This window comes from Algoriphagus antarcticus, assembly GCF_002150685.1.
Classification (GTDB): domain Bacteria; phylum Bacteroidota; class Bacteroidia; order Cytophagales; family Cyclobacteriaceae; genus Algoriphagus; species Algoriphagus antarcticus.
The window spans coordinates 76,046-99,290 of the sequence record NZ_MSSW01000053.1 but is presented as its reverse complement, the minus strand read 5'-3'; the positions used below and the strand labels follow the sequence as shown (position 1 = coordinate 99,290).

The 23,245-nt window shown below is 39.6% G+C and carries 25 protein-coding genes; 15 read left to right on the top strand and 10 right to left on the bottom strand.

Annotated elements, in window-relative coordinates:
• Positions 1-255 precede the first annotated feature (255 nt).
• Positions 256-1,203 carry an NAD-dependent epimerase/dehydratase family protein gene (locus BVH04_RS17825; RefSeq protein ID WP_086542829.1) on the bottom strand — a complete coding sequence of 316 codons (948 nt, stop codon included), beginning with the start codon at positions 1,201-1,203 and terminating at the stop codon, positions 256-258.
• A gap of 155 nt (positions 1,204-1,358) precedes the next feature.
• Here BVH04_RS17825 and kbl point away from each other — a divergent pair, with 155 nt between their 5' ends.
• Complete coding sequence (kbl, locus tag BVH04_RS17820) at positions 1,359-2,555, top strand: glycine C-acetyltransferase (RefSeq protein WP_086542828.1); 1,197 nt, start codon at positions 1,359-1,361, stop codon at positions 2,553-2,555.
• A 295-nt stretch (positions 2,556-2,850) separates the two neighbouring features.
• Here the strand turns inward: kbl and BVH04_RS26700 are convergent, their stop codons facing one another.
• From BVH04_RS26700 to BVH04_RS17805, 3 genes are all read right to left on the bottom strand, one after another.
• Positions 2,851-3,045: a type II toxin-antitoxin system RelE/ParE family toxin gene (locus BVH04_RS26700; protein WP_086542827.1), complete on the bottom strand. Its 195-nt coding sequence runs from the start codon at positions 3,043-3,045 to the stop codon at positions 2,851-2,853.
• Complete coding sequence (locus tag BVH04_RS17810) at positions 3,042-3,263, bottom strand: type II toxin-antitoxin system ParD family antitoxin (protein WP_240510974.1); 222 nt, start codon at positions 3,261-3,263, stop codon at positions 3,042-3,044. Before BVH04_RS17810 ends, BVH04_RS26700 begins: the two co-directional genes overlap by 4 nt.
• Positions 3,264-3,365: 102 nt before the next feature.
• Positions 3,366-4,088 (bottom strand): DUF5715 family protein, encoded by a 723-nt coding sequence (locus tag BVH04_RS17805; protein ID WP_086542825.1) that lies wholly within the window; start codon positions 4,086-4,088, stop codon positions 3,366-3,368.
• Positions 4,089-4,417: 329 nt separating this feature from the next.
• On the opposite strand from BVH04_RS17805, the gene BVH04_RS25525 reads away from it, so the two are divergent.
• A complete protein-coding gene (locus BVH04_RS25525) occupies positions 4,418-4,600 on the top strand; it encodes a helix-turn-helix domain-containing protein (RefSeq protein ID WP_147303439.1) in 183 nt (60 codons plus the stop codon).
• Positions 4,551-4,904, top strand: a complete 354-nt coding sequence (locus BVH04_RS17800) for a DUF4870 domain-containing protein (protein ID WP_086542824.1) — start codon at positions 4,551-4,553, stop codon at positions 4,902-4,904. The genes BVH04_RS25525 and BVH04_RS17800 overlap by 50 nt, the downstream gene beginning before the upstream one ends.
• A 78-nt stretch (positions 4,905-4,982) precedes the next feature.
• Here BVH04_RS17800 and cdaA read toward each other — a convergent pair whose 3' ends face one another.
• Positions 4,983-5,864 (bottom strand): diadenylate cyclase CdaA, encoded by an 882-nt coding sequence (gene cdaA, locus BVH04_RS17795; protein WP_086542823.1) that lies wholly within the window; start codon positions 5,862-5,864, stop codon positions 4,983-4,985.
• Positions 5,861-6,745, bottom strand: coding sequence for a dihydropteroate synthase (gene folP, locus BVH04_RS17790; protein WP_086542822.1), 885 nt, complete (start codon positions 6,743-6,745; stop codon positions 5,861-5,863). Before folP ends, cdaA begins: the two co-directional genes overlap by 4 nt.
• A gap of 14 nt (positions 6,746-6,759) precedes the next feature.
• Here folP and BVH04_RS17785 point away from each other — a divergent pair, with 14 nt between their 5' ends.
• Genes BVH04_RS17785 through BVH04_RS17775 form a run of 3 tightly spaced genes read left to right on the top strand, consistent with a single transcriptional unit; the run spans position 6,760 to position 8,932 of the window.
• Positions 6,760-7,305, top strand: coding sequence for a DUF1599 domain-containing protein (locus BVH04_RS17785; RefSeq protein WP_086542821.1), 546 nt, complete (start codon positions 6,760-6,762; stop codon positions 7,303-7,305).
• Positions 7,298-8,398: a BT_3928 family protein gene (locus BVH04_RS17780; RefSeq protein WP_086542820.1), complete on the top strand. Its 1,101-nt coding sequence runs from the start codon at positions 7,298-7,300 to the stop codon at positions 8,396-8,398. Before BVH04_RS17785 ends, BVH04_RS17780 begins: the two co-directional genes overlap by 8 nt.
• A 3-nt stretch (positions 8,399-8,401) precedes the next feature.
• The gene (locus BVH04_RS17775; protein ID WP_086542819.1) at positions 8,402-8,932 is read left to right on the top strand and encodes a shikimate kinase; all 531 of its coding nucleotides are present in this window, start codon (positions 8,402-8,404) and stop codon (positions 8,930-8,932) included.
• On the opposite strand, the gene BVH04_RS17770 is transcribed toward BVH04_RS17775, so the two are convergent.
• Together BVH04_RS17770 and BVH04_RS17765 are read right to left on the bottom strand one after the other, a co-directional pair.
• Positions 8,922-10,436, bottom strand: a complete 1,515-nt coding sequence (locus tag BVH04_RS17770; protein WP_086542818.1) for an OmpP1/FadL family transporter — start codon at positions 10,434-10,436, stop codon at positions 8,922-8,924. The two genes, BVH04_RS17775 and BVH04_RS17770, sit on opposite strands and share 11 nt — an antisense overlap.
• 182 nt (positions 10,437-10,618) lie before the next feature.
• Complete coding sequence (locus tag BVH04_RS17765) at positions 10,619-12,013, bottom strand: hypothetical protein (protein WP_086542817.1); 1,395 nt, start codon at positions 12,011-12,013, stop codon at positions 10,619-10,621.
• Between the two features lie 122 nt (positions 12,014-12,135).
• Between BVH04_RS17765 and proS the strand changes: the two genes are divergently transcribed.
• The 3 genes from proS to floA all read left to right on the top strand — a co-directional run bounded on the left by proS (position 12,136) and on the right by floA (position 15,194).
• Positions 12,136-13,617: a proline--tRNA ligase gene (gene proS, locus BVH04_RS17760; RefSeq protein WP_086542816.1), complete on the top strand. Its 1,482-nt coding sequence runs from the start codon at positions 12,136-12,138 to the stop codon at positions 13,615-13,617.
• Positions 13,618-13,717: 100 nt separating this feature from the next.
• Positions 13,718-14,176: an NfeD family protein gene (locus BVH04_RS17755; protein ID WP_086542815.1), complete on the top strand. Its 459-nt coding sequence runs from the start codon at positions 13,718-13,720 to the stop codon at positions 14,174-14,176.
• A gap of 1 nt (position 14,177) precedes the next feature.
• Positions 14,178-15,194 (top strand): flotillin-like protein FloA, encoded by a 1,017-nt coding sequence (gene floA, locus BVH04_RS17750; protein WP_169714459.1) that lies wholly within the window; start codon positions 14,178-14,180, stop codon positions 15,192-15,194.
• Between the two features lie 10 nt (positions 15,195-15,204).
• On the opposite strand, the gene BVH04_RS17745 is transcribed toward floA, so the two are convergent.
• Positions 15,205-16,770, bottom strand: coding sequence for a WG repeat-containing protein (locus BVH04_RS17745; RefSeq protein WP_086542814.1), 1,566 nt, complete (start codon positions 16,768-16,770; stop codon positions 15,205-15,207).
• A gap of 94 nt (positions 16,771-16,864) precedes the next feature.
• Positions 16,865-18,130, bottom strand: coding sequence for a glutamyl-tRNA reductase (hemA, locus tag BVH04_RS17740; RefSeq protein WP_086542813.1), 1,266 nt, complete (start codon positions 18,128-18,130; stop codon positions 16,865-16,867).
• A 196-nt stretch (positions 18,131-18,326) separates the two neighbouring features.
• Between hemA and BVH04_RS17735 the strand changes: the two genes are divergently transcribed.
• From BVH04_RS17735 to BVH04_RS17710, 6 genes are all read left to right on the top strand, one after another.
• Complete coding sequence (locus BVH04_RS17735) at positions 18,327-19,010, top strand: ComEA family DNA-binding protein (protein ID WP_086542812.1); 684 nt, start codon at positions 18,327-18,329, stop codon at positions 19,008-19,010.
• A 50-nt stretch (positions 19,011-19,060) separates the two neighbouring features.
• A complete protein-coding gene (locus BVH04_RS17730) occupies positions 19,061-19,534 on the top strand; it encodes a type I restriction enzyme HsdR N-terminal domain-containing protein (RefSeq protein ID WP_086542811.1) in 474 nt (157 codons plus the stop codon).
• Positions 19,535-19,599: 65 nt separating this feature from the next.
• Positions 19,600-20,313: a Crp/Fnr family transcriptional regulator gene (locus BVH04_RS17725; protein ID WP_086542810.1), complete on the top strand. Its 714-nt coding sequence runs from the start codon at positions 19,600-19,602 to the stop codon at positions 20,311-20,313.
• A gap of 36 nt (positions 20,314-20,349) precedes the next feature.
• The gene (locus tag BVH04_RS17720; protein ID WP_240510973.1) at positions 20,350-20,859 is read left to right on the top strand and encodes a rhodanese-like domain-containing protein; all 510 of its coding nucleotides are present in this window, start codon (positions 20,350-20,352) and stop codon (positions 20,857-20,859) included.
• A gap of 91 nt (positions 20,860-20,950) precedes the next feature.
• Complete coding sequence (locus BVH04_RS17715) at positions 20,951-21,712, top strand: DUF547 domain-containing protein (protein WP_086542809.1); 762 nt, start codon at positions 20,951-20,953, stop codon at positions 21,710-21,712.
• A gap of 50 nt (positions 21,713-21,762) precedes the next feature.
• Positions 21,763-23,118, top strand: coding sequence for an NAD(P)/FAD-dependent oxidoreductase (locus tag BVH04_RS17710; protein ID WP_086542808.1), 1,356 nt, complete (start codon positions 21,763-21,765; stop codon positions 23,116-23,118).
• The last annotated feature ends 127 nt before the right edge of the window (positions 23,119-23,245 follow it).

The following is a 23,245-nucleotide window of genomic DNA, read 5'->3' as shown; positions in this document are numbered from 1 at the left end:
TTATATACAAAATATTTCAGTGTTAAAAATCCCCCTTGGCCCATTTGTCAAACTCTCGTCACCAAATAATCTTTAGGAATCAAGGGGGAGTTATTCTAGCTCGTAAGTCTCCGTTGGTGATTGTTTTTGCCGATAGACAGGTCACATGAACGGCTGAAGCTAAATATTTGTGTCCCCTTTGTGAACCTTCGTGCTTTTCGTGGCTAAATAAAACTTTCAAAAAAATACCCTGCTTGAACAAACAGGGTATTGATATTAGAATTTGAAGTTTGGAAGATTGTCCAAAATGTCTTTGGTCATTCGATCTAGATCGTAGTCATGTTGCCAGCCCCAATCTTTTCTAGCGCAGGAATCATCGATACTATCCGGCCAGCTGTCTGCGATAGCCTGCCGAAAATCAGGATTGTATTCGATTTTGAACTTAGGAATATGCTTATGAATGCTTTGATAGATTTCTAGAGGATTGAAATTCATCGCTGCAAGGTTGTAACTAGAGCGGATTTTCACCTCTTCACGCGGCGCATTCATCAGATCCAAAGTAGCTTTGATAGCATCGGGCATATACATCATGGGTAGAGATGTATCTTCTCGAAGGAAGCACTCGAACTTCTCACCAGCTATAGCTTTATGGTAAATATCCACTGCATAATCGGTCGTGCCACCACCAGGAAGAGACTTGTAGCCAATCAATCCAGGATATCGAAGACTTCGAACGTCCACATTGAATTTTTGAAAATAGTATTCACACCATCTTTCGCCCGCTTGTTTTGAAATGCCATAAACCGTATTTGGCTCTTTCACGCAATACTGAGGAGTATTGATTTTTGGCGTATTTGGTCCAAAAACGGCAATGGAGGATGGCCAGTAAATTTTGTTTAGCTTAAATTCTTTGGCCAGCTCAAGGACATGGAGCAAACTTTCCATATTGAGCTCCCAAGCGAAAAGTGGCTTTTTCTCTCCTACGGCAGAAAGCACTGCCGCCAAATGATAAATTTGAGTGATTTGTTCTTGTTTGACCAAGTTTCTCAATCTAACCTTATCCATCACGTCGAGAACATGAAATCGACAAAATTCAAATTTTAATTGTGCGGATTTGTCAAGATCTGTAGCTATTACTTGGTTTGCGCCAAACTGATCTGCCAGAGACTTAGTGAGTTCTGAACCCAATTGCCCTGCAGCGCCTATTACTAGGATTTTTTCCATCGATGTTTCTTTCAAAATCTACCTAAAGAAGAGCTCTAGGTTTTTGTTTATATTTGGGTTTGCAGTCGCAAAAGTACAAAAAAACAGCTCTCTGAGTCGAATTTTTGACTAAAGGAACCAGACGTTTTTGAACAACATAAAATCAACAAGTTATCATGTACGATCAATTCAGACCCAAATTACAAGAGGAATTAAAAGGAATCGAAGATGCCGGACTTTTCAAAAAAGAACGTGTCATCACTTCTCCGCAGTCAGCAGAAATTACCATTGCCGGTGGACAGAAAGTATTGAATTTTTGCGCCAACAACTACCTAGGTCTTTCCTCACACCCAAAAGTAATCGAAGCAGCCAAAGCATCGATTGACTCTCATGGCTTTGGAATGTCTTCAGTAAGGTTTATTTGCGGAACGCAGGATATTCACAAGGAATTGGAAAGGAAGATTTCTGAGTTTCTAGGCACAGAGGACACCATTCTTTACGCAGCGGCTTTTGATGCAAACGGTGGTCTGTTTGAGCCGATTTTAGGAGCTGAAGATGCGATAATATCCGATGCTTTGAACCATGCATCTATCATCGATGGCGTGCGTCTTTGCAAAGCCATGCGTTTCCGATATGAGCATAATAATATGGAGGATCTGGAAGTGCAGCTCAAGGATGCTGTGGCAAAAGGAGCAAAGCAGAAAATCATCGTGACTGATGGAGTGTTTTCCATGGATGGAACGATAGCCCAGCTGGATAAAATCGTGGAACTGGCAGAAAAATATGAGGCATTAGTAATGACAGATGAGTGTCACTCTACTGGATTCATGGGGAAAACTGGCCGCGGCGTTCATGAGCATTGTGGAGTGATGGGAAAAATTGACATCATTACCGGTACACTCGGAAAAGCTTTGGGTGGTGCTTCTGGAGGTTTTACTTCAGGAAGAAAAGAAATTGTTGAATTGCTTCGTCAGCGTTCTAGACCGTATTTATTCTCCAATACATTGGCTCCATCTATTACAGGTGCGTCGATCGCAGTTTTTGATCTCTTGTCTGAGACGACCGAGTTGAGAGATAAGCTGGAAGAAAATACAAAATATTTCCGTGAGAAAATGACTGCTGCTGGATTTGATATCAAGCCGGGGGAGCATGCTATCGTACCGATAATGCTATATGATGCGGTTCTATCGCAGAAAATGGCGGAGAAAGTGCTAGAGAAAGGGATTTACGTAATTGGCTTCTATTTTCCTGTAGTTCCAAAAGGTCAAGCTAGAATCCGTGTTCAGATCTCAGCTGGTCATGACCGGGCACAGCTGGATCAGGCGATTACGGCGTTCACTGAAGTTGGAAAAGAGTTGGGAGTAATAGACTAATATGATTATCCGAACTTTTCCCATATAGCTCATTTTCGTTCTTTTATTGGCCGAAAGACGGAAGGCCGAAGCTAAGCCGGGTTTCTACACTAGATTCCCGGTTTTTTATGATTTTTTTTTAGCCACAAAGCTCGCGAAGGAGGCGCAAAGGTCGGTTATGTCCTGCTTCGCCAGAAGCCGAACTTGCTCAGGATTTATTCCGATAATTGGTTTTCTATATCCATTTTTTGATGTAAGATCCTGTCAATTAATATTATATTTAATTCAATTTTAGTAAGCACTAGATGTGATTTCGCTAATTAGATCTGTTTTTTTTAACCACCATAATTGATTTTCCAATTTGTGGATCAATACAGATTGAATCAATAATTTCAAAAATTAAGCGATAGTAACTATTAGCTTGTTCAACCGACCACTTTTCAGGTGTGTAATTCCAGATGGATTCTAAATCATTTATCGCCAGCTTACTTAATTCATAAACCAATTTCATTTGACGAATTTCTCATTCAATTGAGTCAAATGTTTCACTGGGTCAAAATTCTTAACATATCCACTTTGTTCGCCAGCTTCTATTACTTCGCCTAGCAAATGAATTTTTTGCTCTATTTCATCTACCATCCTCAAACCTGCTCTAATCACTTCGCTGGCAGAAAAATACCTTCCAGATTCTATAGGATGATTGTATAAGACGGGTTTTTTTGGCCACAAGCGCACGAAGGAGGCACAAAGGTCGCAGTTGTTTCCTCCTTGGATATGGAGTTTGAATATTGATCATTGAGACTTTACAGGCTTTTCGCCTCTCAAAAACAATTATCTGACTGTGATGTGGTAACAACTCTGTTTTCTTTCTTTGATGAAGAAAATTTTGTCGGATTCTTGAAATTCATTTAGAATCATTTCTAGCTTTTTCTGTGCGGCTCTGTTAGAACCTTTCTTTCCGTTAAATCTAATGTAGGATATATCAAAAGAGACCCCATAAGAATGAGAGCTGATACCAGAAGTTGCATTTCTATTTCTTCTTTTAAGGCTAGTTTGCTGCTCGGGTGTTCGAGTAACTGATGTAATTGTGAAAAAACTATCCTTATCCGTTTGCGTTTGAAAAGCTTGCCCTAGTCCCTCAAGCACTATTTTAGAGTATGGAGTAATGTAAGGATGGCTATGCGTTAGTGCCATTACTTCGTATCCAGCTCCATGATTTACAAGCTCTAACTTTTGCTCTTCAATAAGTTTTTTAAAATGGCTCTCGTCCTCAATTAGACCAAATCCATTATTTTCTCCTGCATACAGGTGTTTGTCATATTCTTTAGTGATTATCCCTTCAGGAATAGGAAGAATAATTCTAGGAGCGGGTAATTCAAGCTTTATAGGTTGGGGTGTCTCAACATGTATTGCAGGTTCTGGATTGCTTTTTAAGGTAGCATACGTGTCTGTTATTTGCTTTTTCAAATCGGGCATATAGGCTTGAGTTGCAAGAGCACCTGCCGAAAAAAGTATGAAAAAGAAGGCAAGTTGTAGGAAAGGGGGTTTTTTCATTGGTAAATAAAATACTTAATTTTTTGAAATTTTGCTGATGATCAAGGACTGCAGCCGAGCAAAGATTAATCCATGTTAAATGCTCCGAATTAACTAATCACATTTAATTTGAAGGCTGTCTTCCCTGCCTTCATTTGATAGAAATGATAACTTTCCTTTTTTATGAGCCAAATCCCAGATGAAATTTTTCTTAGGGCTAATAGACTTATAAACGGTATTTAAAGGGGGATATTACAGGATGGCATCAATGACGTAAAAATGACTTTTGCTAGTCGCAAAGAATTTCGTAGAGCAAATCTATTTTTGGATTTAACAAAATGAACAAGAAAATGGCTAGCAAAGCAATTGGTGTTAAGTTAAAGGCACTTCGATTAAAAAATGGTTTTTTGCAGGATGAATTGGCAGAATCTGCTGGAGTGAGCTTTGGACTGTTCGACGAATGGAAAATGCTGAAGCAATTCCATGCATGGATACAGTCAAACGATTACTCCAGATTTTGGGCTGAGCCCTGATGAAGTGCTTGATTGGACTCATACGGAAGAAAAAGGATATTTATTAGGTATGAATTTGTCAGGGTTAGCTTTTTTGCCTATTCCTTTGTTTGGAGTGGTATTGCCAATAGTTCTTTGGATGAGTCGGAAAGATAAGTTAGCTGGAGTAAGTGAATTGGGGAGGGATCTGGTCAATTTTCAGCTCACTTGGACTGCCGTTTATTATTTAGGGCTGACACTTAATGGATGGGTTGATAAATATATGATGAGTTCAGGAGATGTCAGTCCTGGTATTATATTGACTGGGGCATATTCGGATAATTAAGGACTTGCCAGTTAAATACTTTCCAAAAGTCAATTTCGTGAGATAAAAAAAACGGCAAGTGAGAGCTTGCCGTTTTTTTTATGTTGCTGACTTACTTGTCATTGCGAGCTTCCTTCGCTTTTTCAATTCGTATTCTTCGAGATCTTCGAAGCGAGTATCCACGTCAAGGTTATTCAGATAATCATTGATTAACTCTCGTATTTCTTGAAAAGACATATTGTGGAGGATTTTGCCATTTTTTGACATGGATAATTGACCTGTTTCCTCCGATACGATCAACACGATAGCATCAGTTGTCTCTGACATCCCTATTGCAGCACGGTGGCGAAGGCCGAATTGTGCCGGGACTTCACGCTCAGTAACCGGTAAGATACAGCGTGCGGCTTTGATTTTGCCATTGTGGATGATTACAGCACCATCGTGGAGTGGGCTGTATTTGTTAAAAATGGAAATAAGCAATCTTTTAGATAATTCCGCATCGAGAATATCACCGCTTTCGGCATAGAATTTTAATTCTGTGCTTTTTGATATCACCATCAAAGCTCCGGTATTGCTACCGGCAAGTGTTTTTGAGGCATCTATGATAGGACTGATATTGAAAATAGCATTGTCTTTTTTTCTCCAGAAGAAAAGCATGTCTCTCCAGATATTATCATCAGAAAGGAGGGAAGACCGGCCTATAAGAAGGAGAAATTTTCTGATTTCAGGTGCGAAAATAATGATGGCAGCGATCACACCCACTCCCATAAACTGTCCCAAAATGGCAGACAAGAGCTCCATTCTAAGCGCCCGAACTAAGAGATAGATTAAGTAGATAGAGAGGAAACCAAGAAAGATTTTGATTGCAACACTGCCTTTTAGCAGTTTATAAACTTGATACAATAGGGCGGCAACCAACGCAATATCTATGATATTGACGATGGATATGTCTAAAAATCCTATTTTGAAAAGTAAGGTCAAGGGTATAAAGTATTGTATAATTTAAATGTTTCGTTAGCTTCTTTAACGTCATGAACTCGCAGGATGTTTGCCCCATGACATAAAGCAAACATATTCAAAGCTGTTGTACCATTCAGCGCTTTTTCGGCATCCACGTCCAAGGCTTTTGATATCATCGATTTTCTCGAAATACCTACTAGCAGTGGCAATGAAAGCGCTTGAAAATGATGAAGGTTTCGCAGTAGAAAGTAATTTTGTTCTAGGGTCTTAGCAAATCCAAACCCAGGATCAATTATTACATCTTTGATGCCAAACTTTCTGAATTGTTCCAGTTTTTCAGAGAAATAATACAATATTTCTACCAGAATATCTGAATAATTCGTTTTTTTCTGCATGTTTTGAGGATTTCCTCGCATATGCATAGCTATATAGGGCACTTGGAGCTTTGCTACTGTTTGGATCATTTCCTCATCCAGATCCCCCGCCGAAATATCATTTACGATGTGGGCGCCAGAAAGTATTGCCTCTTTAGCCACTTTTGCCCTAAAAGTATCCACAGAAATTAATGTATTGGGGAAATTATCCGTAATCCACTTTACAGCCGGAATGACTCTATCAATTTCTTCTTGAAGACTTACCTCGGCGGCACCTGGTCTGGAGCTGTATCCTCCAAGGTCCAGGATGCTAGCACCATTAGAAATGTGAGAGTCGACTAAAGCTGCTACTTTATCGATTGATTTCTCGGCTCTACTTCCTTCAAAAAATGAATCTGGAGTCAAATTTACAATTCCCATCAGCTGAGGTCTGTCCCAGCTGATTAGCCGTCCATCGATTTGAAGGGTGTTTTTTTGGGGAAATGATTTATCTTCGATTTTAGAAGACTTGCCCGGAAGAGGAAACATTAAATTAAGAGACTTTGGAGACGCAAACGAGTGCCGAATATAAGGAAGTTATCAGCCGTTGTAAAGAACTATTTCGTAAGAAGACTATAGATTATGGTACAGCATGGAGGATTTTTCGCTTGCCATCGATTACAGATCAAATTTTCATCAAAGCACAGCGCATTCGTTCGATTCAGGAAAAGGGAAATCAAAAAGTGAATGACCCGATTGAAGATGATTTCGTAGGAATTATTAACTATTGCCTGATTGCTTTGCTTCAAATAAGCTATTCGAAAGACGATCGGATGGAAATTCCATTTGAAGAACTGGAGTCAGCTTATGATCACTGGGTGGATGAAACACGAGGTCTTTTGGAAAATAAAAATCACGATTATGGAGAAGCTTGGCGGGAGATGCGCGTGAGTTCGATGACAGATATTATATTGATGAAATTGCTTCGCACTAAGCAGATAGAAGATAATAAAGGTCATACTCTGGTGTCCGAGGGTATTGAGGCTAACTATCAGGATATGATCAATTATGCTGTGTTTTGTTTAATTAAATTACGCTATCATGTTTAAACAAGGATTTTTGTGGGTGATTCGATTCATAGTCGGAGGCCTTTTTATTTTTTCTGGGTTGATTAAGGTCAATGATCCTGTAGGAACGGCGATTAAATTGGAGGAATATTTTGATGTGTTTTCAAATGACATTGCAGGTTTCTTCATTTACCTTAAGCCATTTGCATTGGAGCTTGGGGTGTTTTTGGTGGTTGTAGAAGTGGTCCTTGGGTTGATGTTGATTTTGGGAGTGAAAAGCAGATTTACTGTTTGGGCTTTGGCCTTGATGATCTTGTTTTTCACGTTTCTCACTTTTTACTCTGCATATTTCAATAAAGTGACGGATTGCGGATGCTTTGGTGATGCGATCAAATTAACACCTTGGGAATCATTTTATAAAGATTTGATTCTATTGGTTTTGATATCGATACTCTTTCTGTTTCAAATGGAGTTACCAAAGACATCTCCTAAGTGGGCAAGAGGAGTCACATTTGTTGCCTTATTTTTATCTTTTCTTTTGGCCATAGTTGCAATTCGAAATCTTCCATTTATTGATTTTAGAGCGTATAAAGTGGGTGTCAATATTCCTAAAAATATGCAGCCATCCGCTCAGTTGCAGTATTCCTATGTGATGAAAAAGAATGGTGAACTTGTGACTTTTGATCAATATCCGTCCGATGAAAGTCTGGAGTTTGTAGAAATGAATTTAAAAAATCCTGATGCATTACCCAAGATTTCCGATTTCGCTGTTTGGAATGAAGATGGAGATTATTCTGAAGAGGTTTTCACAGGAAATAAAGTACTAATCTTAGTCAGTAGCATGGCGAAAATTAGTGAATCAAACCTTGATCGAATTGATCAATTGGTTAATTCACTTACAGGTTCTCCAGTTCAACCAATTTTTGTAGCTGCAGCATCTCAGATAGAAATTCAGGACTTCACCAAATCAAGAGGATGGGATGTGCTTTCACTACAAGCAGATGCTACCGTAGTCAAAACCATAATCCGTGCTAATCCTGGAATCCTAGTGCTGAAGGATGGTGAAGTGCTTGCAAAATATCATCATAATAATACCCCCGAAGCTGGTGAGGTTCTGGATCTATACATAAAATAGGGGATGGGTAAGAATTTGAAAATTGTATTAGTAGGATTGCCCGGTTCAGGCAAAAGTACATTTGGGAGACAATTAGCATCGGTTCTGGAATTTCCCTACTTCGATTTAGATCATGAGATTGAAGATCGTTTTCACATGAAAATTTCTGATATTTTCACAAAACACGGTGAAGGAAAGTTCCGTGATTGGGAAACAGAAGTTCTTCAAGATTTTTTGAATAGAGAAGATTCCTATGTTCTGGCATCTGGTGGCGGCTGTCCGTGCTTCAATGACAACATGGATATGATCAATGAGAAAGCCGTTTCGGTGTATTTGGATGTGCCATTAGAGGAGATTTCTATCCGATTGGGATTGTCTAAAGCTCATAATAGACCTATGTTTTCTGGGCTTGATCAGGGTGAAATTACCTTTAAACTGAAAAGTTTGCTTGTGGAGCGAGATTACTTCTATAGCCAATCAAAGATAAAACTCAGCGGTGAAGATTTCTCCGCTGAGCTATTGGTATCGGAATTAATTCACCTTCTTAAAAACTAAGACCTAGAGTAAGAACTCCATTTAGCAGGTTATTTTTGATTTCGGTTACTGGGCCAATGTTGTTATTCTGAACATCCAGTACTTGATAGCTTCGATAAAGTGTATTGAACTTTTGATTCACCAAAGCGAAGTCTATTGAGAATTTGTTGATTTTCATCCCAAGGCCACCGCTGATTTGCTGAATGCTTCTGTCATAGTCTGAATCTGCAATTGGGTCCCCATAATAGCCATAACCTCCTCTAAACCTGAAGTTGTTCAATTTATACTCGGCTCCAAATCGAAAATTGATGGTACTCGTGTATAGATTTTGAATTTCTAAATTATCTGGACCTTCATCAAAATCTCTGGAATTAATTCTGGCTGCGCTGTAATCGACCCAATCTACATCAGCTGAGAGGAATCCATTTTTGCCTAAGAATACTGTAGCTCCACCACCTATTTTTAAGGGGGTGTTTAGGTTGTAAGAACTAATGAATACATCTGTGAATTCCTGATATTCTCCTAAAACTTCTTCGATATCTTTTGTAGGGTTGTATACGTATCCGCTATAGTTAGAATAAATATCTGCTGAATATTCATCATTTAAAGCATACCAAGTAGGCGACTGGAATGTTAAGCCTAAGTTCAAGTAGTCAATTGGCTTGTAAATCAGGCCTAAATTCAAGTTTACACCACCACCATTAATTACTAAGCGCTCATTCAGAGAAGAATTCAATAAAGGAGCATCTGTTTCAAAAAATTCATTATACACCTTAGTTGATGAAAAGTTTAGTGTTCTTATCCCTACCGATCCGCCAATAAATAGTTTATAATTGAAATTTGCTCCATAAGCGAAATTTATTTGGCTAGAGCTACCTTCATGTTTAATATTCTCATCTTGCTGAGCGGCGAAATCTAAACTGTTTATAGGTAAATATTCACCTGAAATGGGTTGGCCATTTGAGTTGTATGCAGGATTAATCTGGTATGTTTGATAAGCCAGATTAGTTAAACCTGAAAGCTGTTCTACCGGCAAGCCATTTGCGTCTTGAACGTAGAAATCAATTATTGATGTTTCTCCTGGCTGATCCGAGAAATAACCATATTCGGTGTTGAAATTGGCAATTCTCTGAATACTAATTCCAAATGAACCTCCTTTGAAAGCTCCTCTATCAAATTCACCTTTAGGGTTTGCCATTACAAAACTGACATTCGGCAAAGAGAAGTTTGTCGTGTTATAGCTTTTGCTTTGCCCCAGGTAATCTGTCTCTACTCCCCAGTCAGTATAGCCAATGGTAGCACTTGCCTCAGATGATCTGAAGAAACCTAGTCCGGCTGGATTTCCAGCAATATTAGACACATCACCTCCTAATGACCATTGCGTGCCACCTACCCCCATTATTCGGGCTGAACCAGCAGGTTTTACTTGACTGAATCGAAAAGCATCTTCATAGTATCCACTTTGCGCAAATAGCGTGGAAGCGGATATCAAACATAGTGATAAAACCAGAATGGATATTCTCATTTAGATTTGATTTGGGTGTAATAAATAAACGTACTGAGCTGATGATTATGTTACTCTATCTCATTATTCTTTTCTCGAAAATTTTCATCTTCTTAAATCTATTGGGCTGATTCTACTCAATAGGCATCAACAAATAAGGCAGTGATCACACTGCCTTATTTTAATGATTATGAAATGGAATTTTAATTTCCTCTTCCACCTCTGCTTGGCGTTGAAGTGCCTCTGGAAGCTCCTCCTGTAGAGCCGCCACCACCAGAACTTCTACTTGGGGTGCTGAATGTGGGTGTGTTACTTCTAGTAGGAGTAGTCATCCTCATGGGAGACACTGTTCTTGTATTCGTTCCACCTCTATTGTATGAAGGCGAAGATGTTCTGCTTGGAACGTTGCTTCTATTATAAGAAGGGCTTGCTGATCTACTGTTAGAAGGATATGAATTTCTTACTGTACCACCTCTTCCAGAATCGATTGATCTTGAATTTGTTGTACCGACACTAGGTCTAGCAGAAGGCATTGCACTTCTAGTTCTTGATACTGGTCTGTCCATAGCCGCAGAACTTACATTTCTAGTACTTCCTGTTCTAGCTCTAGAATTGTAAAAATCATTTTGAGAAGAACTGAAATCCCTAGCTGATGCTCTTGAATTATCAGAGTTGGATACCACTCTTCTACCGGTACTATTAGAGCGATTGTTCAAAACGTCTCTTCTTGCTTGTGCTCTGGCAGTACTTGGTTGAAGTGCAGAATTAGAAACATTTCCGCTTCTAGAAGCACCAAGAGTAGAACCTCTTGTTCCCCTCGCACCTCTTACAACTCGGCGATCTCCATACTCTCCACCAGGAAGAACATAAATAGGATTGCGTGAGAACATAGGAGAATAGCCAAATCCTGGATAGCCAAAGCCACCCATGCCAAACATAGAACCCCAAGGATCATGGAAACCACCATATCCAAAACCACCCATGCCAAACATTGGCATTCCAAACATAGGTCTGAAGAATGGGTTACCAAAACCAAATCCAAGATTCATACTGAAACCAGGTCTAAATCCGAATCCAGATCCCCAGAAAGGATCATAAAATCCACCCATTCCGAACGGACTCATTGCAAATGAATTCATTCCGAACGGACTCATTGCAAATGAATTCATTCCATACATCATTCCCATATTGAATGCCATGGAACTATTAAAATTGGAATTATTGCCTGAGTTTCCTACTCTATAATTGTCGTAAGAGTTGATATCGGGATTACTCTCTTCTTCAGCAGCTTCATCAAAGTACACTACATCATCCTGCGAAGTGTTTTCTTCAGCCTGATATCTGGCTATGTAGTCTGGATTCACATTTCTAGAGCTAAAACTTTCTTGTGGAATAGACTCTGTAGAGTTGGATGATAGTGTTTGAAATTGCTCTGGATTATTGTTTTGTACAGCGTACTCAGTTGCGACTTTAGCATCTGAGGCCATGAAATACAGATTATCATTAGCACCTGTTGTAGCTAATTTGTTAGTACTACAGGAAACTAAGATCAGTGATCCAAGAATAAATGATGACGTTATAATTGCAGGGTTCTTCATAGTAGAAGTTTAATTGTTACTTTCTTATACGGTAGCAAGGGTAAAGGGTTATTCTTTTTGCTTTATATTTGCCCCGCATAAGTTAGCAAAAATAATGATAATCTGTATCCCAACCAATTACAATGAGTAAAGGACTACCTAAGAGGAGCGAGGATTATTCGCTTTGGTACAATGAGTTAGTGAAAAAAGCCGATTTGGCAGAGAATTCAGCTGTCAGGGGATGTATGGTCATCAAACCTTATGGCTATTCTATATGGGAAAAGATGCAAGCGGAACTTGATCGGATGTTTAAAGAAACTGGTCATTCTAACGCTTATTTCCCTCTTTTTATCCCAAAATCTTACCTAAGTAAGGAAGCTAGCCATGTAGCAGGTTTTGCTAAGGAATGTGCCGTAGTCACTCATTATAGGCTCAAAAATGCTGAGGATGGTAGTGGAATCATAGTAGATCCAGATGCAAAACTGGAAGAAGAGCTAATTGTTCGACCTACTTCAGAGACGGTGATTTGGAGTACCTACAAAAATTGGGTTCAGTCATATAGAGATCTTCCACTTTTGGTGAATCAGTGGGCAAATGTTGTTCGCTGGGAGATGAGAACCAGATTATTTCTTCGTACTACAGAATTCCTTTGGCAGGAAGGGCACACAGCTCATGCTACAAAAAAGGAAGCTGAAGAAGAGACAAACCGAATGATGAATGTCTATGCGCAGTTTTCCGAAAATTTCATGGCTTTGCCAGTAGTAAGAGGTAGAAAAACTGAAAGTGAGCGTTTTGCCGGAGCGGACGATACTTTGTGTATTGAAGCGATGATGCAGGATGGCAAAGCTCTACAGGCTGGAACTTCTCACTTTTTAGGGCAAAATTTCGCCAAAGCTTTTGATGTGAAATTTGCTACTAAAGAAGGTGGACTTGAATATGTTTGGGGTACTTCTTGGGGTGTGAGCACTCGCTTGATGGGCGCATTGATTATGGCTCATTCAGACGATAACGGTTTGGTATTGCCTCCGAAGTTAGCACCAATACAAGTAGTCATTATTCCGATCTATAGAAAAGACGAGGAGCTAGATGCCATTACAGAGAAAGCAAATGAGATCATGGCTGATCTTCGCAAAGTTGGGGTTTCAGTGAAATTTGACAACCGAGATACATATAAGCCAGGATGGAAATTTGCAGAGCATGAGTTGAAAGGCGTTCCGCTGAGAATTGCCATCGGTCCAAGAGATTTGGAAAATGGCACGATTGAAATTGCAAGAAGAGATACCTTGACCAAAGAGCAGTTTGAATTGACTTCGCAGCCGATTTCAGAGAAAATATCTGGTATGCTTGATGAAATCCAGAAGAGTATTTATTCTAAGGCATTAAACTTTAAAAGTGAAATGACCACAGAAGTGAATTCTTGGGATGAGTTTAAGAAAGTTTTAGAAGATAAAGGCGGGTTTTTATCAGCTCACTGGGATGGAACTGCAGAGACCGAAGAAAAAGTCAAAGATCTCACCAAAGCAACAATCAGGTGTATTCCCTTAGATAGAAAGGACGAAGCCGGAGTATGTGTGTATTCAGGCAAGCCTTCTAAAGGCAGAGTTCTTTTTGCAAAAGCCTACTAATCAACAAGCCCGGAAATATCCGGGCTTTTTTTAGTTGTAATTGACGAGGGGTAACGAGGAAACTCGTATTTTAGACATCTATTCTTTTTCTGAAAAGTCAATGACAATCCTAGTACTATCTAGTCTTCTACTCATAGGTCTTATCCTTTTGCTCGCTGAGGTGCTTTTCGTACCCGGAACTACAGTCGTTGGGATCTTTGGACTTGCTGTGAGTTTGGCCGGAATAGTCTATGCTTTTCTGAGCTTTGACGCTGGGATTGCCTGGTGGATAACTTCAATTGCGGTAATCTTAAATCTTGCCGCTATTGTTTATGGATTTAACTCTGGCGTTTGGAATCGCTTTTCTCTCAAATCGGCAATGCAAGGAGGAGCCTTTGATGGCCGGACTGATGCTTTGCAGATAGGAATGCCCGGCAGAACCATCTCTGATCTTAAACCAATTGGAAAAGCTAGCTTTGACGATGTAGTTTATGAGGTGAAATCAGAAAATGGTTTTATTCCTGTTGAAACTGATGTCACCATTATCAAAATTGAAAACAATAAAATTTTAGTCAAATAATATGGAGAATTTAGATCCGAACAGTTCAATGTTCATCCTAGTGGCCGCGGTCGCAGGAATTGTCCTTCTTTTCGTCTTCTTGTACTTTGTTCCAGTCAATCTCTGGATCACTGCTCAATTTTCAAATGTGAAAGTTGGAATAGGAGAACTTATTGGGATGAGAATCCGAAAGGTGCCACCAAGTATTATAGTGAACTCCCTGATCACAGCGACAAAAGCTGGACTTCAAATGACAACAAATGACCTGGAGACACATTACATGGCTGGAGGTAATATTCCAAACGTGATCAGAGCTTTGATTTCTGCTGATAAAGCAAACATTAACCTGACATTCAAACAAGCGACAGCTATTGATTTGGCTGGTAGAGACGTGTTTGAAGCAGTTCAGATTTCGGTAAATCCAAAAGTGATCAACACGCCAAATGTAGCTGCAGTTGCTGCGGATGGTATTCAATTGATTGCAAAAGCTAGAGTAACCGTACGGGCGAATATTGCGCAATTAGTCGGTGGAGCTGGCGAAGAAACTATCCTTGCCAGAGTAGGTGAGGGAATTGTAACATCAATAGGTTCTGCAGCTACACATAAAAGTGTACTTGAAAACCCAGACAAAATATCGAAGCTGGTACTTCAGAGAGGGTTGGATGCAGGAACAGCTTTCGAGATTCTTTCGATTGATATAGCGGACATTGATGTGGGAACAAACATCGGTGCAAAACTACAAATCGATCAAGCTTCTGCTGATCTAAAAGTAGCTGAAGCAAGAGCGGAAGAAAGACGTGCGATGGCTGTAGCTCTAGAACAAGAGATGAAAGCTAGAAATGTGGAAATGAGAGCTAAAGTGATAGAAGCTGAAGCGGAGATCCCAAAGGCTATCGCAGAAGCATTCAGAACGGGTAAGCTTGGTATCATGGATTACTATAGAATGGAAAATATCCAATCCGACACTTCGATGCGGGAATCGATTGCTAACTCAGACGAATCGAAAGATTCGGGTAAAGGCAAGAACGAGAAGAAATAAGAAAAGGGGCTCAGGCCCCTTTTTTGTTTTTCTTACTTGGTTCTTCTACAGTTTGAATTACCGTAGGAACATAGTTCGTTTTTGTGAAAATCTGCTCATTTACCCAATCAACAAGAATTTTTTCATAAGCCAAAGGAAGAATAATTTCGCCTGCCTCGCTGATTACACCTGTCAGCCCTTCCTTTTGAACAATAACAAAATTTTTTCTTTCTCTTCGAAGCCACTCAAATTCTGTAGGGATAACTTCACTTCCCTCACTATTAAGAAGACCGGTTTTGCCAGATTTTTCTACCATGAAATAACCATCGACAGTTCGATAAATGTCATCAAAGCCTTCGGTATTGAGAGGTGCGCCATAGGTATTCAAAAGGAAATATTTACCATTTGCTTTTGCAATAGCTAAGCCTTTATCGAATGGCTTTATTTCTTCCCAAATTGGATCAGAAACGAGCTCACCAGCTGAACTGATTAAGCCCCAGCTAAGGCCTGTTTTATAAGCCGCGATTTTTTCTGAAAACAAGGTTGTCTCTGCATACTGAGGCTTAATCACCCAAGTTCCAGCAGAATTCACAAAACCAAAAGCACCTTTTGATTTGGCAGGGTAAAGGCCTTCGTTGCCAAATTTGATCTCATCTACCTCAAGCATAGGTTGTACTAACCATCCCTTTTTTCCCAAAAGACCAATTCTGGCATCTCGAAAATGAACATTGTATAAGTCTTTGCCGATTTTATTGACAGCGGTCATCCCTACATCATCAAGTAAAATACCATCGCCTTCCATTACACGACGAAGTTTACCATGTATATATTCCAGCATGATGTCATTCTCAAAAGTGATCTTATGGAATGAATTGTAGCGGATATTTGATTTGATATCATTTCCTTCGATAAGCAAGTACTGATTTTGGTTATATCCATAATAGAAATTACCGTGGGTATGCTGTAGCATCTCAATGATGGGGTCCAAGACATAATCACCTTCCCTATTGATCAACCCAAAACCACTTGCTTCTTTTGCCAAAACAAACTCTCCATCATTATCCGAAAGGAGTTCGAAAGTTTTATCAGGATTGGGAGAAAGCGGCAAAGAATACTCATTCCCTTTGCGGATGATGATTAGTCCTGTATTTGTGATCTTAGCTTCATCCAGTTCACCCAAGTAGGTTGTTTTATTTCTTCCTCGTTGAAATAGCCAGTACTCATTTCCTTTGCTTGCCAAAAGCATATTGAAGTAGGTCTGGATCTTTTCGTATTCCAAAGGCAATACCTGCTGTCCATATTCATGAAATGCACCGATTCCATTTGGGCCTTTTACAAGGATCCATGGCTCTAGGTATTGATAGATTTCTGTCCCAACCAGTGCAACAGCAGGTCTCAGATCGCTTGATAATAGCGAAAGCTCCTTACCTGTTTTTCCTATTCTCACGGTCTCACTGAGTAGGTCAATTTCATCGTAGATCAGTCGAGATTGAAGCTGAATCTTGGTGTCATAGACTTCCCATGATTGAGAGTGGGCAGATTCAGAAATTAAAAAAGTGGAAATGAGACTTATAAGTAGCGTAAAGTTTTTATTCATTAAGATATAGGTTATTCGGAAAGGTGCTAAAGGTAAAATGACCAAAGGTTTGATTTAATCCTTTGGTCATTTATAATAAAGTGTGTAGCGCTAGCTACTCAGTTTTAACTTTCTCCAGATCAAATAGGTCTGAAATAATTTGAATCATTTCCTCTGCTTGATCACGCTGACATGCAGCTCGAAGTTGTACCACTGGAACTTTGAGGATTTTCTGCATCATACTCTTGGTGATTTTGTCGATCACTGCATATTCCTTCGAGTCAGTATTTTTCATAAATCTCGCCATCTCTTCCTGGCGGATTTGTTCTAAGGATTGCTTGAGTTTGTTGATAGTTGGCGAAGCAATCATTTCTTTTTTCCAGTCGAAAAAATCCTTGATGCTCTCCTCAATTATTTCTTCCACCTTCGGAATGGACGCCAGTCTTTTTTCCAATGTTTCGGAAGCTTTACTGCGAATGTTATCTACATTATATAATACTACTCCAGGAACATCCTCCACGGAAGTTTCGATGCTACGTGGCACGGAGAGATCTACTAGCAATTTATAGCTGTTGATTTGAAATTTCTTCACCATTTCCTTCGTGATAAATGGTTCAGAGCGCTGAATAGAACAAACGATCACGTCTGCTTCTTCCATTGCTGCCAAGCAATTCTCAAAAGGAACCACTTCAAAGCCCATTGCTGCGGCTATAGGTTCTGCTTTAGACTGAGTTCTGTTTGTGATTTTGACTTTCGAGGTAGGTAGGTGAACCATATTTTTGGCTACATCTTCACCTATCTCACCAACTCCAATCAATAGTATTCTCGGCTCGAACGTATTCGATGTTAAGCTTTCTATCAATTCTATCGCCGCATAGGAGAGAGAAGCTGCACCATCTCTGAAAGCAGTTTCCTGAACGATGCGTTTATTGGTGAAAAATACCGTATGCATCAACCTATGAAGGAATGGACCAGTCATATTCAGATCCGCAGAAGCCTGATAAGCTCTTTTTATCTGATTGGAAATCTGGATATCACCCACCACCTGAGCTTCTAATCCCATAGAGACTCTGAACAAATGCCTGATTGCAGCTCTGTCGTCATTCACAATCTCAAAATACTCAAGGTAGTTAACGATGTCAATCAGTCCTTTTTCAAGACCGATCAACTTAATTATCTCAGTGCTAATATCCTGATGGTACCTATAATATACTTCTGTTCTGTTACAGGTAGAAAGTATCAATGCGTCATTTAGGCCAAAAAAGTCTTTGATTTTCAGTAAGATACCATGCACAGCTTTCTCATCCAGAGAAATAATTTCTCGGATTTGAACTGGTGCATTTTTATGTGATAAACTGAGTGCTCTAAATTTGATTTGCATCATGCTTAAGCTTGGACTGCAAATTTAACAGACAAAGACACGGGAAGTGTCCATTTCGGGTAGGGATCTATTAATTTGGAATCTATCTAAATAACTATTCTTTTTACCACTGCAATAATAGTGGGTATTGACTTCCGAATCTAATACTATTAACTTATGTCTGATTGATATGTTCTATTTCTTTTTTTAATACCCTATGAGAGCTAGATTTTTTTATTGGTTGAAAGTTTACCTGGGATTTTCCAGTAAAGAATCACGTGGTTTCGTATTACTAATCCCTGTTTTGCTCCTTCTTGTAACTACTATGGGCGTTTTGAAACTAATCAGAAGGTCAAAAGCTGAGAATTTCCACGTTCAATATTTGGCGACAATTGACAGTCTTGAGGCTTCAGGGATGGTGCTCGTGAGTTCGCCCTTTCCTGTTTTCAATCCGCAAGACACGATTGTAAAGAAGTCAAATTCAAAGCAGCTTGAAAATCTCAATCGGATCCCTTTCTCTGAAGCAGATTCTGTGATTTTACAAATAGTGCCGGGAATTGGCCAAAGTACTGCCAGCAGGATCGTGAAATTTAGAGAAAATATCGGTGGCCTCCACAGCAAAAGTCAGCTCTCGGAGGTTTATGGATTAAAACCCGAAACAATCGAAGCGATCTGGGAGTATTTTGATTTTTCGCCAGGGATTTTTAAAAAAGTGAAAATAAATCAAGCTGAAGTGGAAGAGTTGGCGAAGCATCCCTATTTTAGTTATGCAGAAGCAAAAGTTTTAGTCGCATATCGTAAGCAGCATGGTTTATTCCAGTCTTCAGATGATTTCTTGAAAATAAAAATATTCAAGAAGGAATGGATAGATAAAATCTCGCCATACCTAGATTTTCAATAGTACAGTGTTTTCACTTTTCCCAAATGAGCTATTTTCCGCATCTTTGACCCATGGATTCTTACCTGGATCAGATTCAATTACCCAAACTTAATTTGCCGCATTTCGAACCTCAGCTTCTGGAAAAGGAAGGTAAGTTTTGGATTTTCGATTCGCTTCGCAAAAAACAACTGGTTTTGACTCCCGAAGAATGGGTTCGCCAGCATTGGATCAATTTCTTGATTATACAATTAAAATTTCCCAGAGGGCTTCTAGCTTTAGAAAAAGGCTTATTGTACAATAAACTACTGAAACGGACTGACCTGGTAGTCTGGGATAAAAGTGGAAACCCTTACTTGCTTATCGAGTGCAAGGCGCCTAAAGTGAAGCTAACTCAAAAAACTATTGAGCAGGCCTGCATGTATCATAAAGAATTGAAAACGCCTTTTCTCCTCATTAGCAATGGATTACAACACATTTGTCTGAGCTTTGACTCCGCCAATGAGAAGTTTAACCAAGAGAAAAATTTCCCTGAGCCTCCTATTTAAATCTGGTGTTGTAGATTTGCACTTGAGATTTTTCCTCATATTTCCATTATTTACGTCAATTGAGTATGTCTAAGACCTCTTCCATTCACCCTTGTGATCTTTGTGCAAGTAGGAAATTTTCCATGTTTTCTGAGCTTACAGAAGAGCAGGCCTGCAATATCTCGGATAACAAAAACATGATTTCTCATCGTAAGGGGCAAATGCTTTATTACGAAGAAGCAAAACCACTCGGAGTTTATTGTTTGAATTCTGGTGTGGTAAAGGTTTTCAAGACCGCTTCCAATGGAAAGGAACAAATCATTCATTTAGCAAAAGAGGGTGGTCTTTTAGGCTATTCAGCCTTACTGGGTGAAGAGAATTACACCAATTCTGCTATGGTAATCGAAGATGCCAAAATCTGTTTTATCCCCAAGGAGTCATTTCTTAAGACTTTGATAAGCAGTGGGCCTTTTTTCAGAAAGCTCACCAAAGCTCTCAGTCACGAAATCGGCGTGATGGAAGAAAAGCTGGTAGATGCTTCGCAAAAGAGTATCCGTGAGCGATTGGCTTATTTACTTCTGCAACTGGCTAGTTCCTATGGACTCGACGGGGCTGATCCTCAGCAGATTAATTTGGTGCTCAGTCGGGAAGAAATAGCAAGTTTGATAGGTACAGCCACTGAATCTGTAATTCGACTTTTATCAGAATTCAAAAAGGACAAGCTCATTGACCTGAAAGGCAAGAAAATTGTGATTTTAGATAGAGATGGATTGGTGAAACTATCAGATTTCTATGCTTAAGCTGAACGTACCCATTTGCATTTGGGTTGAAACAGTATGAAGTTATCACCCATTAGGAATAGTGTGACACTGGTCATTATGCTGGCTTTTTTCCATTTTTCTACCAATCTGGCAGCCCAATCCCTCGCTTACAAAACTTTACTTTTTACCCTATACGACTCAGATTTTCCAGTTTTGGAACCAGCTCAATTAACTGATTTAACCAAGTATCAGATTTTGGATACACGGGAAAAAGAGGAGTTTGAAGTGAGTCATTTGAAAGGAGCAAATTGGGTGGGTTATGATACTTTTTCCTTAAATAATGTAGCTTCTTTGGATAAGGATAAGCCTGTGTTAGTGTACTGCACGGTAGGAGCGAGATCTCAGGATATTGGTAAAAGGCTAAAAGATGTAGGCTTTAAAGAGGTTTATAATATGTACGGTGGTCTGATCGAATGGGTAAATGAAGGAAAACCAATTTTTCACGGTGATTTTCAAACCAATAAAGTTCATACTTATTCAAAGTCTTGGGGAATTTGGCTGACCAAAGGAGAAAAGGTTTATTAATTGCCACTTTTGGTCTTCTATCCGACCAATTCTTATTTCTCCACATCCTTATTTTGAATAGGATCGTAAATGAGGTCTAAATACAACCCTAATGAAAAATCTGAAAATTTACCTAGTTCTTTTTCTTAGTTCTATTCTTTTGAGCTGCCAAAGCTCGGTGCCTGGAATGGCTGAGACCACGCCTCCAAGTCACAAAGTATGGAATGAATTACTCAAAGCAAATGTGAGCTCCGACGGAAAGGTCGATTATAAAGGATTTATCAAAGAGAAAGCAAAACTTGAAAGCTATCTAAAAAGCATCAGTGAAAATGCTCCAGATCGAAAAGCTTGGTCAAAGGATGAGCAGTTAGCCTATTGGATCAATGCATATAATGCTTTTACGGTGAAATTGATTGTGGATAATTATCCAGTGGAAAGTATCAAAGACCTTGGGCCAGCGCTAAAAATCCCGCTTATTAAAGATGTTTGGCACTATAAGTTTTTCAAAATTGCAGGGCAGGAATCTAGTTTGGATGAAATAGAGCATTCGATTTTACGAAAGGAATTTGAAGAACCTAGAATCCACTTTGCTATCAATTGCGCTTCAGTTTCGTGTCCACCTTTGCTCAATGAAGCTTTCGAAGCAGCTACAATCAATGCTCAATTGGATAAGGTTGCAAAAGGCTTTATCAATTCTTCAAGAAATAAAATCACCCCTGACGCAATTCAGATTTCCTCCATTTTCTCATGGTTTAAAGGCGATTTCACTAAGAATGGAAGCCTAATCGACTTTTTGAATAAATACAGCAAAATCAAAATCAAGTCAGATGCAAAGGTGTCGCATTTGGATTATGATTGGAATTTGAACGAATAGAACCTAGTTTTTGGTAATTTCAACTTGAGTCTTATTTCAACCCCCACCCAATGAGTTCAAATCGCCATGTGGTCATCATCGGTAATGGAATAGCAGGAATTACCTGTGCCAGACAGCTACGCAAGCTTGATGAACAGGTTAGAATTACTGTGATTTCTGGTGAATCGACCTATTTTTTTTCGAGAACTGCCCTAATGTATGTGTTCATGGGGCATATGAAATTTGAGCATACACAGCCTTATGAAAACTGGTTTTGGGAGAAAAACAGAATCGAACTCAAGGAAGGCTGGGTAAAAACCATAGACTTTACTGCCAAGAATCTCCTTTTTCAGTCAGGAGAAAATACGAATTACGATGAGCTTGTGATTGCGACAGGTTCTAAACCAAATAAATTTGGCTGGCCAGGCCAGGATCTTCAGGGAGTGCAAGGATTGTATTCCAAGCAGGATCTGGAGCTTATGGAAGAAAACACCCAAGAGGGAGTTCAGCGGGCGGTCATCGTAGGCGGAGGTTTGATAGGGATTGAGATGTCTGAAATGCTCGCTTACAAGAAAATCCCAGTGACCTTTCTAGTTCGGGAAACTGGCTTTTGGGACAACGTGCTGCCAAAGGAAGAATCCGAATTAGTGGGCAGACATATGCGAGAACATCACATTGATCTAAGATTGAATGAGGAATTGGATGAAATAATTTCTGGTCCGAATGCCCGGGTGAAAGCCGTCCGAACGAAAGGCGGAGAAGAAATCCTTTGTCAATTCGTTGGACTCACGGCTGGAGTTACTCCCAGTATTGACTTTCTTCGGAATACTGAATTGGAGGTGAATCGCGGAGTAAAAGTTGATTTTGGCTTCCAAACAAATATTCCAAATGTGTATTCCATTGGTGATTGTGCGGAGTTTCATGAGGTGCCTGCTCCGGATCGAAAATCTGTTGAGCAAGTTTGGTACACAGGAAGAATGCACGGGGAGACGTTGGGCTATATTTTGGCCGGTAAGAAGGTCAGTTATAAACCTGGGGTTTGGTTTAATTCTGCCAAATTTCTCGATATAGAATATCAAACTTATGGTACAGTGCCTGCGAAATGGGATTCTGAGAAAATCAAATCTTTCTATTGGGAGCATGCAGGAGGAAAAGTTTGTTTCAGAATGTTAATGGATCCGCAGGGTAGAATTTTGGGGATTAATAATTTGGGGTTCCGTCTAAGACACGAGTTTTTCGATCTGGCCATTCGTGAGAAGTGGGATGGAGCAAAAGTTATTTCCAAACTAGACAAAGCCAATTTTGATCCTGAGTTTTTTGCTCCTTTTTACATAGAAATTCAGAAAGCATACAAAGGTCAATTCGGTGGCGACGTAAAGATTTCCAAGAAAACATTTATCCAAAAACTATTCGGAGCAAGCGTATGAAATCGAACATGAGAAGGAACGACACACAGTGGGATGATTATAGTACATGCGAGATTCTCACGAAACGAGTTCGGGACAGGCTTTCTGACCATAAAAAAATAATCATTAACAGATGAAATCGAGCATG

Coding starts and splice junctions, on each gene's coding strand:
- BVH04_RS17825 (WP_086542829.1), bottom strand. CDS start 1,203: ATGGAAAAAATCCTAGTAATAGGCGCTGCAGGGCAATTGGGTTCAGAA.
- kbl (WP_086542828.1), top strand. CDS start 1,359: ATGTACGATCAATTCAGACCCAAATTACAAGAGGAATTAAAAGGAATC.
- BVH04_RS26700 (WP_086542827.1), bottom strand. CDS start 3,045: ATGAAATTGGTTTATGAATTAAGTAAGCTGGCGATAAATGATTTAGAA.
- BVH04_RS17805 (WP_086542825.1), bottom strand. CDS start 4,088: ATGAAAAAACCCCCTTTCCTACAACTTGCCTTCTTTTTCATACTTTTT.
- BVH04_RS25525 (WP_147303439.1), top strand. CDS start 4,418: ATGGCTAGCAAAGCAATTGGTGTTAAGTTAAAGGCACTTCGATTAAAA.
- BVH04_RS17800 (WP_086542824.1), top strand. CDS start 4,551: ATGCATGGATACAGTCAAACGATTACTCCAGATTTTGGGCTGAGCCCT.
- folP (WP_086542822.1), bottom strand. CDS start 6,745: ATGTTTCCTCTTCCGGGCAAGTCTTCTAAAATCGAAGATAAATCATTT.
- BVH04_RS17780 (WP_086542820.1), top strand. CDS start 7,298: ATGTTTAAACAAGGATTTTTGTGGGTGATTCGATTCATAGTCGGAGGC.
- BVH04_RS17775 (WP_086542819.1), top strand. CDS start 8,402: ATGGGTAAGAATTTGAAAATTGTATTAGTAGGATTGCCCGGTTCAGGC.
- BVH04_RS17770 (WP_086542818.1), bottom strand. CDS start 10,436: ATGAGAATATCCATTCTGGTTTTATCACTATGTTTGATATCCGCTTCC.
- BVH04_RS17765 (WP_086542817.1), bottom strand. CDS start 12,013: ATGAAGAACCCTGCAATTATAACGTCATCATTTATTCTTGGATCACTG.
- proS (WP_086542816.1), top strand. CDS start 12,136: ATGAGTAAAGGACTACCTAAGAGGAGCGAGGATTATTCGCTTTGGTAC.
- BVH04_RS17755 (WP_086542815.1), top strand. CDS start 13,718: ATGACAATCCTAGTACTATCTAGTCTTCTACTCATAGGTCTTATCCTT.
- floA (WP_169714459.1), top strand. CDS start 14,178: ATGGAGAATTTAGATCCGAACAGTTCAATGTTCATCCTAGTGGCCGCG.
- BVH04_RS17745 (WP_086542814.1), bottom strand. CDS start 16,770: ATGAATAAAAACTTTACGCTACTTATAAGTCTCATTTCCACTTTTTTA.
- hemA (WP_086542813.1), bottom strand. CDS start 18,130: ATGCAAATCAAATTTAGAGCACTCAGTTTATCACATAAAAATGCACCA.
- BVH04_RS17735 (WP_086542812.1), top strand. CDS start 18,327: ATGAGAGCTAGATTTTTTTATTGGTTGAAAGTTTACCTGGGATTTTCC.
- BVH04_RS17730 (WP_086542811.1), top strand. CDS start 19,061: ATGGATTCTTACCTGGATCAGATTCAATTACCCAAACTTAATTTGCCG.
- BVH04_RS17725 (WP_086542810.1), top strand. CDS start 19,600: ATGTCTAAGACCTCTTCCATTCACCCTTGTGATCTTTGTGCAAGTAGG.
- BVH04_RS17720 (WP_240510973.1), top strand. CDS start 20,350: ATGAAGTTATCACCCATTAGGAATAGTGTGACACTGGTCATTATGCTG.
- BVH04_RS17715 (WP_086542809.1), top strand. CDS start 20,951: ATGAAAAATCTGAAAATTTACCTAGTTCTTTTTCTTAGTTCTATTCTT.
- BVH04_RS17710 (WP_086542808.1), top strand. CDS start 21,763: ATGAGTTCAAATCGCCATGTGGTCATCATCGGTAATGGAATAGCAGGA.